Source organism: Micromonospora sp. NPDC049171 (assembly GCF_040648275.1).
In the GTDB taxonomy this organism is placed as follows: Bacteria; Actinomycetota; Actinomycetes; order Mycobacteriales; family Micromonosporaceae; genus Micromonospora.
The window spans coordinates 130,863-146,174 of the sequence record NZ_JBEZDJ010000025.1; the positions used below are offsets into that span (position 1 = coordinate 130,863).

Genomic DNA, 15,312 nt, shown 5'->3' on the forward strand with positions numbered 1-15,312 from the left:
TCTGGCAATCGTAGCCTTCGGCGGCCACCCCGGTGGACCGATCCGCACCTGCGGGCTGCGGTGTTCACCTGCAAAAAGGGCCGATCAGCCGGGGTGCCGATGGTCCGGTCGGATCGACTGCGTCGAATACGATGCGGAGTGGCCCGGTCTGGCCCGAGCACGAGTCGGTCCGGAGGTGCGCGCTGACGGTGGGCATCGGCCGTCGGTCCGGCGACACTGGTGCGACGACGGTCCCCCGGACGAGGGAGTTGGTCGATGACGGGTCCGGTCCCCGGCGCGTACCGCCCGGCCGGGAGGGCACTGCGAATGGTCTTCGCGGTGATCGGTGTGGCCGCGCTGGTGCTCGGCTACGTCGGCTTCGACCGACTGTTGCGGGCCGAGCCGGGCGCGGGCCACGACCTGTACGACGTGGTCTACTACGACATTCAGCTCTTCGTGCTGGGCGCCGAGCCGTTGCAGAATCCCGGCCCGTACCCGTGGCAGTTGCAGGTCGCTCGGTTCGCGGCCCCGCTGTTCACCCTGCTCGCCGTGGTGGAGGCCAGCCGACTGCTGTTGGCCGCCGAGATCCGGCGGCTGCGTGCTCGCCGGGCGCGGGGGCACTCGGTGGTCTGCGGCGACTCCCAGTTCGCCCAGATGCTCGCCGACCGGCTCTTCAGCGAGGGTGAGCGCGTGGTCGTCGTCCGCGCCGAGCCGTTCGGGCCACTGGAGTACCGACGCCGCCGCTACCTGGGGGTCGTTGGGGATCCGACGAGTCCCGAGGTGCTGCGCGGCGCCGGCCTGCCGCACGCCCGCACCGTGTACGCCTGCACCGACGACGACGACCGCAACCACGCCATCGCCAACGCCGCGAGCCGCCTCATCCAGGACCGGCGGCATCCGGCCCGGGTCTACGTGCAGGTCCACGACCCGGAGATGTGCCTGTCGTTGCAGGCCCGACGCCTGGGTGCCGCTGGTTCCAGCCGGCTGCGACTGGACTACTTCCACGTCGACGACGTCGCCGCCCGGGCCCTGCACCGGCACCACCCGCTGCCCTCGGCGCCCCGACGACCGGTGCGGATCCTCATCGCCGGTCGGGGCAGCTTCCGTCGTGCCGCGCTGGTGGCCAGCGCGCGGCACTGGCAGCTGCGCCAGACCGAGGCGCCGGCCGGTCGGCCCCTGCCACCGCTGCACGTCGACCTGGTCGCACCGGACGCCGCCGCCGAACTCGAACTGGCGAGCGCCCGGCACCCCTTCCTGGCCGGCGCGTGCCAGGTGCGGGCGTACGACCTGGACCTCGACGGTCTGGTCGGGTCGGGGATGCTGCGCCACGGTTACGACCGGCTCTACGTCTGCGCTGAGGACGAGCGGACCGGGCTCCAGTTGGCGTTGGACACGCCGGCCCTCTGGCAGCGGGCGGAGAGCACGGTGTTCGTCCCGGTGTACCGGCAGGCGGCTCTCGCCGCCGCGTTCCACGGCGACCGGCGGCACGACCTGCTCGACGAGGTGCACGGGCGGCTCCAGCTCTACCCGGTGCTGACCCGGGCCTGCGACGCCCAGTTGATCGCCGAGGACCTCACCGAACGGCTGGCCCGGCAGATCCACGACAGGTACGTCCAGGCGCAGGTGCGCGCGGGGGTACGCCTGGGCGCGTCCCCCGCGATGGTGGACTGGGCCCGGCTGCCCGAGTCGCTGCGCCGGGCCAACCGTGCTCACGTGCAGGACATCGCGGCGAAGCTGTTGAGCCTCGGCTGTGTGGTGGCGCCCCGACACGGCACCACAGCCGGCCCGGCGGACCCGGGCGCCAGCCGGGCCATCGACGACCGGATCGACGAGCTGGCCCGGTTGGAGCACGAGCGGTGGTGTCGGGAGCGACGGGGGGAGGGCTGGCTGTACGGCGAGCCGCGCGACGACGCCCGCCGCCGGCATCCCACGCTGCGGCCGTGGGACGAGCTGGCGCCGGACGTGCAGGAGATGAACCGGAACGAGATCCGGGCGCTGCCGGAGGTGTTGTCCGACGCCGGCTTCGAGATGATCCGGCTGACCGCCGACCCGCCCGACCCGGCTGCCCCCGCCGACCCGCCGGCGCCGTCGCGGCAGGTAGCTGGCCCGGACGACGCCCCGCGTGCGCCGGGTGATGCGTCGGGCGAGAGGATCGGCGGATGACGCGGGAGCCTCGGCCGGTCCGGGTGGGAGTCACTGGGCACATCAACCTGACCCCCGGCACCGAACGGCTCGTGTACGACGCCCTGCGTACCGAGTTGCGCCGGATCAGCGGGCGGCCGGTGCGGGGTGTCACCTGCCTGGCCGTCGGCGCCGACCAGGCGTTCGCGCGGGCGGTGCTGGCCACCGGTGGCGCGTACGAGGTGGTGCTGCCGGCGCCCGACTACCGGGAGCGGGTGATCCCCCCGGCCAACCGCGCGGCCTTCGACGACCTGCTCGGCCGGGCGGACGAGGTCGTCCACACCGGATTCCAGCACTCCGGCACGGCGGCCTACGTGGCCGCCAACCGCGAGTTGCTGCGTCGGGTGCACCGGTTGGTGGCCGTCTGGGACGGGGAGCCCGGCTGTCACGAGGCGGCGACCGACCGGACGGTGAGCTGGGCGCGGCAGCGGCACATCCCGACCAGCATCGTGTGGCCAGCGGGCGCCCGGCGGACCGCCACCGCTGGCTGAGGACGCGTGCCGCGCGACCACGTCAGCACTGCCGTCGGCCGCAGCCCGGGACCGTGGCCGCGACCAGCACGAGGGCCGGAGGCGCCACGCCGACGCACCGAGACAGCCCTCCGGATCACACAGATCGCGCCACTGCTGCGCGTCGGTGTCGTGCCCGCGGGCGTGCCGCCGTCGACATGGATCAGTTCGCCGGTGACGGCCGGTATCCACTCGGAGCGCAGGGCGCACACGACCCGGTCGACCACGGCGACGATCGTGCTGGACCAGCCCTGGGTTAGTGCACTGATCGCGTACGGGTTCGTCGCGCGGGTGCTCACCGGCCCCAAACTCAGCCCGCTCGCCCTGCTCGTCACTCGGGTGATCACGCCGCGGCTACCGGTGCGGGCCAAGCTCGTCGCCGGGCCGCCCAAGCGGTTCGCCCAGGGGATCGGCGCTGTGCTGGCCCTGACCGCCGCTGTGCTGGCGCTCGGGTTCGGGCAGCACCTCGTGGCATACCTCGTCCTCGGCGCGGTGATCGTGGCGGCGACACTCGAATCCGTGTTCGCGTTCTGCGTGGGCTGCGCGATCTTCGCGGCGCTCAGGCGGATCGGATGGATCCCCGAGGCCGTCTGCGCCGAATGCGACGACATCTGGAGCCGCGTGCCGGCGGGCGGATAGGAGACCGTCGGATCGGGCCGCCGCCCGTGTGCGTCGCCGGGACCGATGGGCTGGTCGACGTCGGGCGTTCGCGCCGCCTCGGCGAGGATCCACTTCGAGCCGTGGTGGTCCCCTCAGCTCGACGCGCTGGTGAGCTGGCGCCACGCCGCCCGCCGCAGCGCCTGTTGGGCCGGGTCGGCAACCGGTGCCGCCGCCAACAGCCGCGACGTGTACGGGTGCCGGGGCGCGCGCAGCACATCATTCGCCGGACCCTCCTCCACGACCCGGCCACGATGCAGCACCGCCACCCGGTCGGCGAGTTGCTCGACCACTGCCAGGTCGTGGCTGATGAACAGGCAGGAGAAACCAAAGTGGCCCTGTAGCGACCGGAGCAGTTCCAGGATCCGTGCCTGCACCGACACGTCCAGGGCGCTGGTGGGCTCGTCCGCGATCAACAGGGCCGGGTTCAGGGCGATGGCGCGGGCGATGGCCACCCGCTGCCGTTGCCCACCCGACATCTCGTACGGGTGGCGGTCGCGCAGGCGCGACGGCAGCTCGACCGCGTCCAACAGCTCGTCGACGCGGCGGCGTTGCGCGTCCGGGCGCAGATCGGTGTGCAGCGACAACGGCTCGGCGATGCTCGCGCCGACCGTCCGGCGGGGGTTCAGGGACGACGCCGGATCCTGGAAGACGATGCCGAGCTGAGAGCGGAACGTGCGCAGTTCCCGACGGGAGGCGTGCCCCACGTCGACGCCAGCGACGGTCACCGTGCCGGCAGTCACCGGTTCCAGGCCGGCAATCGCCCGGCCGAGGGTCGATTTGCCGGAGCCTGATTCGCCGACCAGGGCCACCAGTTCACCCTGGCCAATGTGCAACGAGACGTCGTCCACGGCCCGGACCGGCCGGCCGCGCCGCCTTCCCGGGTAGTCGACGACGACGTTGCGGAGCAGTGCGACGGGTTTCGTACCGGCCGATGTGTCGAGCGGTCGTGGCTCGTGCGCCGGCGGCGGCGCCGGTTCCGGCTCGGCGAGCCGCAGCTCCGGCAACGTGGGTACGGCGTGCAGCAACGCGGTGGTGTACTCGTGCCGGGGCGCGGCGAAGAGTTGTGCGACGGGCGCCTGTTCGACGATCTGACCGTCGCGCAGCACCACCACATCGTCGGCGACGTCGGCCACCACGCCCATGTCGTGCGTGATGAGGAGTACGGCCATGTCGAGTCGGGTGCGCAGGTCGCGGAGCAGGTCGAGGATGCCGGCCTGGACGGTCACGTCCAGTGCGGTGGTCGGCTCGTCCGCGATCAGCAGCAGCGGGTCGCAGCTGATGGCCATCGCGATCATCGCCCGCTGGAGTTGGCCGCCGGACAGTTCGTGCGGGTACGACCGCGCCACTCGCGCGGGGTCGTCCAGGCCGACGGTGGCGAGCAACTCCAGAACCCGGGCGTTGGCGGCAGAGTGTGTCACCGGGCGGTGCGCCCGGATCGCCTCGGCGACCTGGTCACCGATGGTGAAGACCGGGTTGAGCGCGGTCATCGGCTCCTGGAAGATCGTGCCGATACGGCCGCCGCGTACCTCCCGCAGCAGGCTCGGTTCCGCGCCGATCAGCTCGGCGCCGTCGAGGGTGATGCTGCCGCTGACCCGGGCGGTGGCGGGGAGCAGGCCCAGGGCGGCCATCGCGGTGACGCTCTTGCCTGATCCTGATTCGCCGACCAGGGCGAGGACCTGCCCGCCGTGCAGCTCGAAGGACGCGTCGTGAACGGCTGCGTGCGTGTCGCCATCCACCTCGAACTCGACGGCCAGCCCGGTCACCGCGAGTAGCGGTGACCGGGTGGCCTTCGTGAGGCGTGGCTCCGTGGGGGAGACCGTCATCCCTGCTTCAGCGATACCTTCAGGTAGTTCGGGTAGGCCGGAAAGGACGGCACGAAGAAGTTCTGCACCTTCGACCCGTGCAGGAACGAGTTCTTCGTGTAGGTCAGCGGCACCACCGGCGCGTCCTGCAGGATGCGCTTGTCCGCCTGCGCCCACCGCGCCTGTGCCTTCGCCGGGTCGGTCTCGGCCGTGGCCTGCTCGATGAGCGTGTCGACCTCGGGCTGGGAGTAGCGGGCGATGTTGTAGCCACCGCCGCCGATCTCGCTGGACGCGAACAGCGGCTGGATGTTGCCGTTGGCGCTGGGGAAGTCCGGCTGCCAACTGGAGACGGTCAGGTCGTAGTCACCCTTGTCGCCGGTGACCTCGGCGGTCCAGGCGTCATCGTCCACCGGCTTGATGGTCACCGCGATACCCACCCGCTGGAGCCCCTGCTGGATGGCCTGGGACTTGGCGAGGTTCGGCTGGTCGTTCTCGGACAGCAGCGTGAGCTCCAGGCTGGTCTGTCCCGCCTCGCCGAGCAACTGCTTGGCCTTGGCGACGTCCCCCGACGGGTCGGCTGGGTAGAGGTCGTAGTCGACTCGTCCGGCGATGCCGGGGGTGATCAACGTGCTGGCCAGGTCGCCGCCGATGGCGCCGCCGGAGGCGAGCTGGTAGGACTTCTTGTCCACGGCGTACTGGATGGCCTGGCGGACCTTGAGGTCCTTCAACGGTCCGCGCTGGGTGTTGAGCGCCAGGTACGACAGTGCGCCCGCGTCCGAGGTGACCAGCCGCTGCTTCGCGCCGGCGTTCTGCTCGATCTGCGCGAGTTGGGCGGGCGCCACGAAGCCGGCGCCGAAGGCGGCGCGGTCGTCACCCGAGTCGGCGATGAGCCGCTGCGACTGGACCGTGGTGTCCTGGCCGAGCTGGAACGTGATCTGGTCGGGCCCGGCGGTGCGGACCGGGTCGGTCCCCGCGTCCCAGTTCGGGTTGCGGGACAGCTTGACCGAGACACCCTGCTGGTACGACTCGACCTGGTAGGGGCCGGACGCGACCGGGTTCTGGTTGTACTTCTTCGGGTCGTCCTTCGCCTTGGGAACGGGTGCGAACGCCGGCGTGGAGACAATCCACGGCCAGTCGCCGTACGCCGTCTTGAGGTGGAAGACGAGGGTCTTCGCGTCCGGGGTCTCGACCGAGGCCAGGTCCGCTCCGGAGTACGGCCCCTTGTACTCGGTGCCGCCCACCAGCAGGCTCTTGTGGTAGCCGAGGCCGCCGGAGAGTTCGGGCGCGAAGGAGCGCTCGATGCCGTACTTGACGTCGCCTGCGGTGATCGGAGCCCCGTCGGCGTACTTGAGCCCGTCCTTCAGGGTGAAGGTCCAGGTTTTGCCGCCGTCGGTGGTCTTACCAGTGTCCGTCGCCAGATCGGGGACCACCTGCGCCGCCTTGCCTGGCTGGACCTCCCAGGTGGTGAGTCGGCGCAGGACCAGGCCCAGGGTGGTGATTGCCAGGTTCTGGCTCTTGGCGGGGTCGAAGTTGATGTCGCTGGCGGCGTTGAGGATGGTCAACGTGCCACCCTTCTCGGTGCCCCCGGTCGATCCGCCGGCGTCCGGTGTGACGTCCGGGTTCGCGTTGCAGCCGGCCAGGGCGAGGACGGCTGCGAGCGCGAGAGCGCTGCGTCTTTTCATCAGTGCCTTACCTTTCGATGGTTGGCGCATCAGGGCGCCACTCTTGGGTCGAGGACGCCGTAGACCAGGTCCACGAGGAAGTTCGCGAGGATGATGAGGAACGCGGAGAAGAGGGTGATCCCGATGATCAGCGGAAGGTCGACGTTGCCGACCGCGTCCAGCAGCAGGGCGCCCAGGCCGGGCATGCTGAAGACACGTTCGGTGATGACCGCGCCGCCGAGCAGCGACCCGAGGTCGAGCCCGAAGACGGTGACCACCGGGATGAGGACGTTGCGCAGGGCGTGCCGGCCGATGACCCGCCGTTCCCGCAGCCCTTTGGCGCGGGCCGTGCGGATGTAGTCCTCGCCCAGCACGTCGAGCATCTGACCCCGGGTCAGTCGGGCGTAGACAGCCGCGGAGATCAGGGCGAGCACACACCAGGGCAGCACCAGGTGCCACAACCAGCCCACCGGATCCTCGGTCAGCGGCACGTACCCGTTTACCGGCACCATGTTGAGGGTGAAGCCGAACAGCAGGATGCCGAGCAGGCCGACCAGGTAGCTGGGGGCGGAGACACCGATCGTGGAGAACGTCATCGCTGCCCGGTCGATGGCGGTGCCCCTGCGGACGGCCGAGATGACTCCGGTGCCGACGCCGATGATCAGCCAGAGCACGGCGGCGCCGATGGCGATGGAGAAGGTGACCGGGATGCGTTCCAGGATGAGCTGGGTGACCGATTCGTTCAGTTGGAAGGAGTACCCGAAGCAGGGCGCGGCGCAGTGCACGGCGGCAGCCCCGGAGCCGAAGGTGCGGCCGGTGAAGATCCCGCCGAGGAAGGCCAGATACTGCTGCACCCAGGGCTGGTCGTAGCCCATGAAGGCGCGGGCGTCGGCGAGCCGTTCGGGTGTGCAGGGTCGTCCGCAGGAGAGCTGCGCCGGATCGCTGGGCAGCAGGACGAAGATCGCGTACGTGAGCAGACTGATCACGAGCAGCGTGACGATCATGCTGAACAGGCGTCCGGAGACCAGTCGGAGGAGTTTCATCGCCGCAGCCCTCGCGTCTTCGGGTCGAATGCGTCGCGCAGGCCGTCGCCGAGCAGGTTGAAGGAGAGCGTGGCGAGGAAGAGCGCCCCGCCGGGAAAGACCAGGAACATCGGGTCGGTCTGGACCCAGCCGATCGCGTCGCCGATCGAGCGGCCCCACGCCGGTGTCGGCGGCGGCACGCCGACCCCGAGGAACGAGAGTGCGGCCTCTGCGCCGATCATCGACGGGATCATGATGGTGGCGTAGACGATGATCGTGGCGCTGAGGTTGGGGAGTAGTTGCCGTCTGAGCAGGTGCCAGCCACCTGCGCCAAGCGCGACCGAGGCGACCACGAATGTGCGCTGCTTCAACGCCAGCGTCTGACCGCGGACCACCCGCGCGATCGAGGGCCAGCCGAAGATCGCGAGGACGCCGACGAGGAGCAGTGGTTTCGGGAGGCTGGTCGGAGCGATCGCGCCGAGCGCGATCACGAAGATCAGGTACGGGAAACCGAGCAGGACGTCGATGATCCGGGTGACGATCCGGTCGTACCAGCCGCCGTAGAAGCCGGCGGTGAGGCCGACGATCACTCCGAGCAGCACCGAGACGGTGGTGGCCCCGGCGCCGACCAGGATCGAGGTACGAGCGCCGTGCACCACGATGGCGAACAGATCGCGCCCGGTCATCGGTTCCACCCCGAACCAGTGCTCGGCGCTGATTCCGCCACCGAAGCCCTTCGGCGCCCCGGAGTCCGACAGGGCGTCAAGGTCGTACGTGTAGGGGCCCTGACCCGCGATCGCGCTGAGCAGTGGGGCGGCGGCCGCGACGAGGAGGAAGAAGGCCACGCCGCCGGCTCCGCCCAGCGCCCAACGGTCGGCGGCCAGATGGCGCCAGAGGTGGCGGGCGGTCGTGCTGCGGGCCTGCCTCGGTGGTCGGGTCGGAGCCGGCGGCGCGAGATGAGGGTCGGCGGACACGTTGGTTCCTTACGGGGGTCCAGGGGTGGGTGGGCCGGGAAGCTCAGCGCTCCCGGCAACACTTCCTGCCCACGCTGACCCCTCTCGGTGCTCGTTGCGGTAGCTGGAGACCGTTTACCTGTCGATGCCACACCGCGCGGCCCGGCGGCCGCAGCGACCATGTTCCGTGAGCCGCGCCGGGAAAATCCAGCACTAGAGACCTACAACACAGACCGGATTAGTAGGGAATTGTCGAGTTCCCCCGTCCAACCTGGCCGGTCCACGTCAGCGGCTGGGGTGCCACCCGAGCGCGGGGCCGAGCCGGGTCGCCATGTCGGTGAGGATCTGCGCGTAGTCGGCCGGTGTGAAGGTGAAGGGCAGGGCGAACGCGACCTCGTCGACCTCGCGGAACGCGACATTGTCGAGCAGTCGTTCGGCGATCAGCTCCGACGGGCCGACGAGGTCGGCGGCGAACATCATCCGGGCCGGGCCCTGGGGTGACGCCGTTCGAGGCGTGCGTTGTTGGGCGTACTCCTCGTAGCGGGCACGTTGGGTCGGGGTGGCCGTGTCGGTGGGGATGACGACGAGCCCCTGCGAGACACGAGCCCGCTCGCCGTCCTGGTGGTGGGCGCGAAAAGTCCGGATGTGCGAGAGCTGGATCTCGGCGAAGTCGGTGGACTCCTCGGCCTTGACCACGCTGCTGGTGAGCAGGTTCATGCCCTGCTCGCCGGCCCAGCGAGCGGAGCTGAGGCTGCCGGCGCCGTACCACATCCGGGCGGCCAGGCCGGGGGAGTGCGGTTGCACCCGGCGGGAGAACTGCTCGAAACCTTGGAAGCCGTCGACGTCGCTGGCCGGCTCGCCGCGAACGAGGTCGAGCAGCCGTCGTACCCGCGTGTAGCTGAAGTCCTCCGCGTCCGCGGTGTCCGGGTAGAGCGCTCGGCGGACCTGGTCGTAGTGCATCGGTGGGCCGACGCTCACCCCGGGGTTGAGGCGCCCGCCGGAGAGGATGTCGACCGTGGCCAGGTCCTCGGCCAGCCGCAGCGGGTTCTCCCAGCCGAGCGGGATGACCGCGGTGCCGAGCTCGATGTGCCGGGTCCGCTGTGAGGCCGCCGCCAGGACGGCGATCGGTGAGGAGATGCCGTACTGGAGGTGGCGGTGCCGTACCCAGGTGCTGTCGAAGCCGAGTTGCTCGCCCAACTCGACGAGCTGGAGTGTCGCCTCGTGGCCGTTGCGAGGGTCGGCCTCGTCGAACAGGCCGATGGTCAGGAAGCCGAGCTTTCGCAGTGGCGCCGACTGTTTCGACACAGGTGTTTCACTCACCGTCCGCCTCCAAGGACGCTCACACAAGAACTTGAAACCTACTCGATTGGTAGGGAATTCGATCGCAGGCTGCCTGTCCGGCTCACCTCCCGCCGGGTCGTCGACCCGATGCGGGTCACCGCGCAGCGCTGCCCCGGCGGGCCCCGCACGGCCTGAGTAACGCTGCACTGGCTCACCCCTGGGCTGCAGCGCTTCCCGACGTGCTGCGCATCGCCGGTATGCCCGGCCAATCCGGCACACCGATGATCGATCCGATAGTCTACTAAAGCGGTAGGTCTTATGGTTTCCCTGGTGTCCGAACCCCGCCCCTCAGGCTGGTGCCGGTGCTCGTCGTTGCCGGTGGCAGCATCACCGCAGGCGCGGTCAGGAGCTGAGCGATCTTGGTGACCTGGCAAAGTGGATCTCTCGGATTCGCCGCAGGCCTGCTCATCTCTCTGGTTACCGCCCCGGCCGGAGTGTCCGGCGCTGTGTTCCTGCTTCCGGTGCAGCTCAGCCTCCTGCATGTCCCGAGCCCGGCCGTGACCCCCACCAACCTGCTGTTCAACATCGTCGCCGGGCCCGGAGCGCTCCTGCGCTACCGTCGAGCAGGTGGGCTGGCCGGCCCACTGACCCGGCTCTTACTCGCCGGAACCCTGCCCGGCGTTGTCATCGGCGCCTGCGTCCGCGTCTTCGCCATCCCCGGCCCACACGCCTTCCGACTCGTCGTCGCCGTGGTCCTGCTACCCCTCGGCATCTGGCTGATTGCCCGCGCCGCACGCCCAGGGATTCCAGATCGGCAACCGCTCACCCGCCGCACCACCCTCGGCCTCGGCGCAGTGGTCGGCACCGTCGGCGGCATCTACGGCATCGGCGGCGGCTCCCTGCTCGGCCCCATCCTCGCCGGTCGCGGCACCCCGATGACAACCATTGCCCCTGCCGCGTTGGCCTGTACGTTCCTCACCTCGATCGGCGGTGCCGCCACCTACGGCCTGCTCGCGCTCGGAACCGACGGCGACATCGCACCGCATTGGGCCCTCGGCCTGCTCTGCGGTGCCGGCGGCCTCGTCGGCGGCTATCTCGGTGCCCGCCTGCAACCACGACTGCCCGAACGCGCACTTCGGCTGCTGCTCGGCAGTCTCGCTGCAGCCCTCGCGGTTCTTTACCTCAGCCAGGGCATCCGCTGACGGGGCCCTCCGACTACGTGAGCCGGTGGCTGATCCTCGACCACGCCTGGCCGGGCTACCGCCGGACACACCGACAGTAACGGGGGCCGCCACCACCAACATCAAAGCCGAATCGGTTATCGCAGTTGCCGGCCTGCGCTGAGGTAGAACCTGTCTGGTGTTTCGCCGTGCTGTTCGAGCATGTCCGCCCGGACGAGGGGCGCGGAGGTCGCGGGTTGCCTGGTCGTCGGTGAGGTTCTCGTCGCGCTGACAGACGGTCCGGCGCACCCGACCGCCGGTTGCGGCGAACTGGGAGACCGGTTTCGTCAACCCGGCGGAGCACTGCCCTCCCGGTCTGGACTGGCTGCACAGTCCGCCGCAGGGCCGCACGCAGTGGCTGCGTCTCGCTTACCGGCTGGCTCCCGTACCCGGCTGAGTTCAGGCCCGCTCGCGGTCCTGCCGCGTCGTCCGTGACGGGGTTCACTCCGGCAGCTGCGCACTTTTCCGCATGCCGACGCATCTTGTTCCGTTCGCGCTACCGGCAACGAGAAACGGAGAACATCGTCGTGGGAACCATCCGGCAAGGTGCGCAGTTTGTTGAGGTCAACGGCATTACCCTGCACTGTTACGTCCGAGGCAGCGGCCCGATCCTGCTGCTGCCCTCGCCGGGCTGGGGCCCCTCCGTCGACTACCTGATGCCGCAGCCGGCCCTGGAAAGGCACTGCACCGTGGTTTATTTCGACGCCCGGCACAGCGGGAAGTCGACCGGTCCGGAGAACCCCGAAGGCTACACGCTCGACCACTACGTGGCCGACATCGAAGCCCTCCGTGTCTACCTGGACGCGCCTCAGGTCTTCGTCGCCGGACACTCGGGCGGCGGCCACCAGGCGCTGGCCTACGGGATCGAGCACGACGCCCACCTGCTGGGGATCATCTCGATCGACGCGATCGCGGCGGCCGACGACGTTCGCAACCGCGAGATGACGAAGATGATCGACAAGCGCTGGACGGAGCCCTTCTACCGGGCGCACCCGACCTACATCGATGACGCCATGGCCACGATGAGCGGCGGAGGCGGTTCTCTCACCATCGAAGAGATCCTCGACAAGACCGGAGCCCTCTACTTCCACGACCCCGAGAAGGCTGCTGGCGGCCTGGCGAACCTGCAGTTCGACAACGACGTCCTCAGGTACAGCCAGATGTCGGGATTCCAGAGCAAGAACCTGCTCCCGGAGCTGCCCCGGATCAGCGCGCCGACCCTGATCATCGTCGGTGACGACGATTTCCAGTGCGACCCGGTATCGCAGGGTGCGCGGATGCACGCCGCGATGCCGTCCTCCACGCTGGAGATCATCGAGGACGCCGGTCACTTCCCGTGGATCGAGCAGCCCGACGCGTTCGACGCGGCCTGCGACAAGTGGTTCGCGACGCTGTCCGCCTGAGAGCTGGCACCTGATCTGCCGAGTCGACGTTGACCGGCTGTTCGAGGCGAGGGATCAGTCTCGTTCCGCTGGCCATCGGCAGGCCAGGAAACGGGGGCAGAGGCCGGCCTTGAAAGCTGGCATCGACGTCGATCGCCGGGGTTCGGAAGCGCGGGCCCCCTACGCAACCCCTTGGCGACCAGCGCCAACTCAAAGGCACTCCAAACCATCCTCCTAGGATGCTGTACAGACTGTGCCTGAGCCTCGATCCACCGATCTACGGTGCGGGCCCCGTCGATGCCAAGCTGCCCTTGATCTCGGCAGGCGGGGCGCAGGGCGGCGTTGGCGGCAGCGATATCTTTTGGGGTCGTCGTACACCAGCCGCAACCGTGAGCGGGCCCCGGCACGATGATCATCCTGGTCGCGTCGCATTGATGCTCTTGACATGCTTCAGAAGGCCCCGTTAACATCACCGAAACGTTGTTAGCGCTAACAGCCGCCGGTAACTGATCCGCGCCGGACGAGACCGAGTCGATGGGCGTGTGCGCTGGAAGCCCAACTGGTCGAGCGGAAATCCTTTCCCCACCCTTCGTGATCACCGTCGAAGGATGCCTCACATCCAGCAATTAACCCCGTCAGGCAGTCCTATTCGTAAAATCGGACTGCCCGTTGTTAGCGCTAAACACGCCCAGACGGAAGGTGGGACCTGATGGTTATCGAGAGGACTGCCGGCAGTCGACGTCGAGGTTTAGCGGCTATTGGCCTTGCTCTTGCGGTAGGAATGGGCGTGGGTCAACTGACGCCGATCGTGCCGGCCTCGGCGGAGAAGCCCGTGCCGCCGGCGGCACCCGGCGCCGGACCGCAAACCCCGTCCGCCAAGGTGCCACTGGCCGGTGTCGACATGGCTAAGACGTACGTGAACCCGATCAACTTGCCCGGGATGGCCGTGCGCAACATCGTAGGGACGATGCCGCCTACGGACGAGAATGTCGCAGACACATCGCAAATCCCGGCCAGCCTGAACCTGGAGACGTGGACGGCCGCGTCCGGGCGGACTCTCGCGAGCCGATCCACCGTCGGGTTCTCCAGAATTTCCGAGAACTCCGCACGGACCGGGGCGGACTGGTCCGCTCTGAACGTCGACGGGACCATCTATCTCTATGCATCTGGTGCGATGCAGAACGCACCGAACAACAACCGCACTGTCTGGTCCACCACCGACTACCTCACGTGGACGCCCCACGAGATGAACCTGGGCCTGGTCGCACCAACCGTCGTGCAGCTCGGCGACAAGTTCTACATGGCCGGCAACAACACGCCGGTCTATCAAGCGAACTCGCCCACCGGGCCGTGGACCAGCATGGGAAGTTTCCTGCGCCCGAGCGGCCAGACCCTGAGCGTCGGCGACGTGCAGTTCTTCCCGGACACGGACGGCCGGCTGTACCTGACGTACAACATCGGCTCGCCGATCATGGGCGTCGAACTCGACCCGAACAACCCTCGGCAACTCATCAGCGACCCGGTCGTGCTCTGGACCTTCGACCCGCGCCAGGAGTGGCAGCACATCGGTGACAACAAGGCGACCTACACGCATGGGTACGTGGAGGGTTCGCAGCTGTTCAAGGTGCGGGACACGTACTACCTCTCGGTCGCATCCGGTGGCACGGAGTTCACCACGTACGCGACCGGGGTGATGACGTCGGACAAACCGCTGTCCGGGTACAAGGTCACTCAGCAGAACCCGATCGGCTACGGAAACAACCACCCGAGTGCGGTATATCCGAACGCTGGGCACGGCAGTTTCGTCCTCGACAAGTCCGGCAACCTGGTGTTCTTCTACACCTATGTGATCGCGTACGAGGAGTTCTTCGAGCGGCGGCTGGGGATGGACATCTGCAACGTGGTCCCCGCCGGTCCGAAGCGGGGAGCAATCGATTGCGAGTTGTCCAACACGCCGCAACTGGCCCCGGGGAAGAAGATCTCGGGCAGGGACGACACCGGACTCTACAATGTGGCCACCAACAGCCAGGCGTACTGGACGAGCAGCTATGCGCCCGGGCGCAACCCGTACTACGGAAGCGACCGCTCCCTATCCACCTGGTGGGAGCCGGCTGACGGCGATACCGCGCCCACGTACATCAGGGGCTTCGGGACCGTCTTCCACATCTCCGCCGCGCAGATCCAGTGGAAGGAACTCGGACGCACGTTCACCAAGGACAACGCGGTGCGGTACACGCTGGAGTACAAGGACATCCCCACCAACACGTGGCGGACCCTGGTCGACAGGAGTACGAACGCCACCGCGTACACGGCCGACTACGTCACCTTCGACCGGGTGCTGACGAACGCAGTCAGGCTGAAGGTCCTGGGTACGACCGAGACCGTCAAGGTCGGAGTCCACGAACTGAACGTCTTCGGGGAGAACTACAACCTGGCCGTCGAGAAGGGCATGCTCACTCGATAGTCCGGTTGCTGGACCGTGCAGCAGGAGCGGGCGAGATCAACAGATCTCGCCCGCTCCTACTTGTGCCGCATCTCGGTACGCCTAGGGCCTGTTTCACAAGGACTGGCCGGCCTGCGGCGGGCCCGGACGACGACCGGCGGCGTTGGGGGGGTTGGGGGCGTGTAGCAACCCGAGCGCGCCGGAACCCCGCCCGGCCCG

At 68.9% G+C, this 15,312-nt stretch carries 12 protein-coding genes; 6 read left to right on the plus strand and 6 right to left on the minus strand.

Annotation, left to right across the window (positions count from 1 at the left end; genetic code table 11):
• Positions 1 to 255: 255 nt before the first annotated feature.
• From AB0B14_RS28055 to AB0B14_RS28065, 3 genes are all read left to right on the plus strand, one after another.
• A complete protein-coding gene (locus tag AB0B14_RS28055) occupies positions 256 to 2,142 on the plus strand; it encodes a RyR domain-containing protein (RefSeq protein ID WP_357525053.1) in 1,887 nt (628 codons plus the stop codon).
• Complete coding sequence (locus tag AB0B14_RS28060) at positions 2,139 to 2,651, plus strand: hypothetical protein (RefSeq protein ID WP_357525055.1); 513 nt, start codon at positions 2,139 to 2,141, stop codon at positions 2,649 to 2,651. The genes AB0B14_RS28055 and AB0B14_RS28060 overlap by 4 nt, the downstream gene beginning before the upstream one ends.
• 192 nt (positions 2,652 to 2,843) lie before the next feature.
• A complete protein-coding gene (locus tag AB0B14_RS28065) occupies positions 2,844 to 3,308 on the plus strand; it encodes a DUF4395 domain-containing protein (RefSeq protein WP_357525057.1) in 465 nt (154 codons plus the stop codon).
• 113 nt (positions 3,309 to 3,421) lie between these two features.
• Here the strand turns inward: AB0B14_RS28065 and AB0B14_RS28070 are convergent, their stop codons facing one another.
• The 5 genes from AB0B14_RS28070 to AB0B14_RS28090 form a co-directional block, all read right to left on the minus strand.
• On the minus strand, positions 3,422 to 5,152 hold the full coding sequence (locus AB0B14_RS28070) for an ABC transporter ATP-binding protein (protein ID WP_357525059.1): 1,731 nt from the start codon (positions 5,150 to 5,152) through the stop codon (positions 3,422 to 3,424).
• Positions 5,149 to 6,813, minus strand: coding sequence for an ABC transporter substrate-binding protein (locus AB0B14_RS28075; protein ID WP_357525061.1), 1,665 nt, complete (start codon positions 6,811 to 6,813; stop codon positions 5,149 to 5,151). The genes AB0B14_RS28070 and AB0B14_RS28075 overlap by 4 nt, the downstream gene beginning before the upstream one ends.
• A 29-nt stretch (positions 6,814 to 6,842) precedes the next feature.
• Entirely contained in the window at positions 6,843 to 7,835 is a 993-nt protein-coding gene (locus tag AB0B14_RS28080) for an ABC transporter permease (protein ID WP_357525063.1), read from the minus strand.
• Entirely contained in the window at positions 7,832 to 8,788 is a 957-nt protein-coding gene (locus AB0B14_RS28085; protein WP_357525065.1) for an ABC transporter permease, read from the minus strand. Before AB0B14_RS28085 ends, AB0B14_RS28080 begins: the two co-directional genes overlap by 4 nt.
• A 264-nt stretch (positions 8,789 to 9,052) precedes the next feature.
• Entirely contained in the window at positions 9,053 to 10,087 is a 1,035-nt protein-coding gene (locus AB0B14_RS28090) for an LLM class flavin-dependent oxidoreductase (protein WP_357073665.1), read from the minus strand.
• Between the two features lie 383 nt (positions 10,088 to 10,470).
• On the opposite strand from AB0B14_RS28090, the gene AB0B14_RS28095 reads away from it, so the two are divergent.
• Positions 10,471 to 11,250 carry a sulfite exporter TauE/SafE family protein gene (locus tag AB0B14_RS28095; RefSeq protein ID WP_357073668.1) on the plus strand — a complete coding sequence of 260 codons (780 nt, stop codon included), beginning with the start codon at positions 10,471 to 10,473 and terminating at the stop codon, positions 11,248 to 11,250.
• A 449-nt stretch (positions 11,251 to 11,699) separates the two neighbouring features.
• Positions 11,700 to 12,671 carry an alpha/beta hydrolase gene (locus tag AB0B14_RS28100; RefSeq protein ID WP_357073671.1) on the plus strand — a complete coding sequence of 324 codons (972 nt, stop codon included), beginning with the start codon at positions 11,700 to 11,702 and terminating at the stop codon, positions 12,669 to 12,671.
• A gap of 771 nt (positions 12,672 to 13,442) precedes the next feature.
• Here the strand turns inward: AB0B14_RS28100 and AB0B14_RS28105 are convergent.
• Positions 13,443 to 13,607 carry a hypothetical protein gene (locus AB0B14_RS28105; RefSeq protein WP_357525073.1) on the minus strand — a complete coding sequence of 55 codons (165 nt, stop codon included), beginning with the start codon at positions 13,605 to 13,607 and terminating at the stop codon, positions 13,443 to 13,445.
• Positions 13,608 to 13,617: 10 nt separating this feature from the next.
• Here AB0B14_RS28105 and AB0B14_RS28110 point away from each other — a divergent pair, with 10 nt between their 5' ends.
• The gene (locus AB0B14_RS28110) at positions 13,618 to 15,114 is read left to right on the plus strand and encodes a family 43 glycosylhydrolase (protein ID WP_357073955.1); all 1,497 of its coding nucleotides are present in this window, start codon (positions 13,618 to 13,620) and stop codon (positions 15,112 to 15,114) included.
• The last annotated feature ends 198 nt before the right edge of the window (positions 15,115 to 15,312 follow it).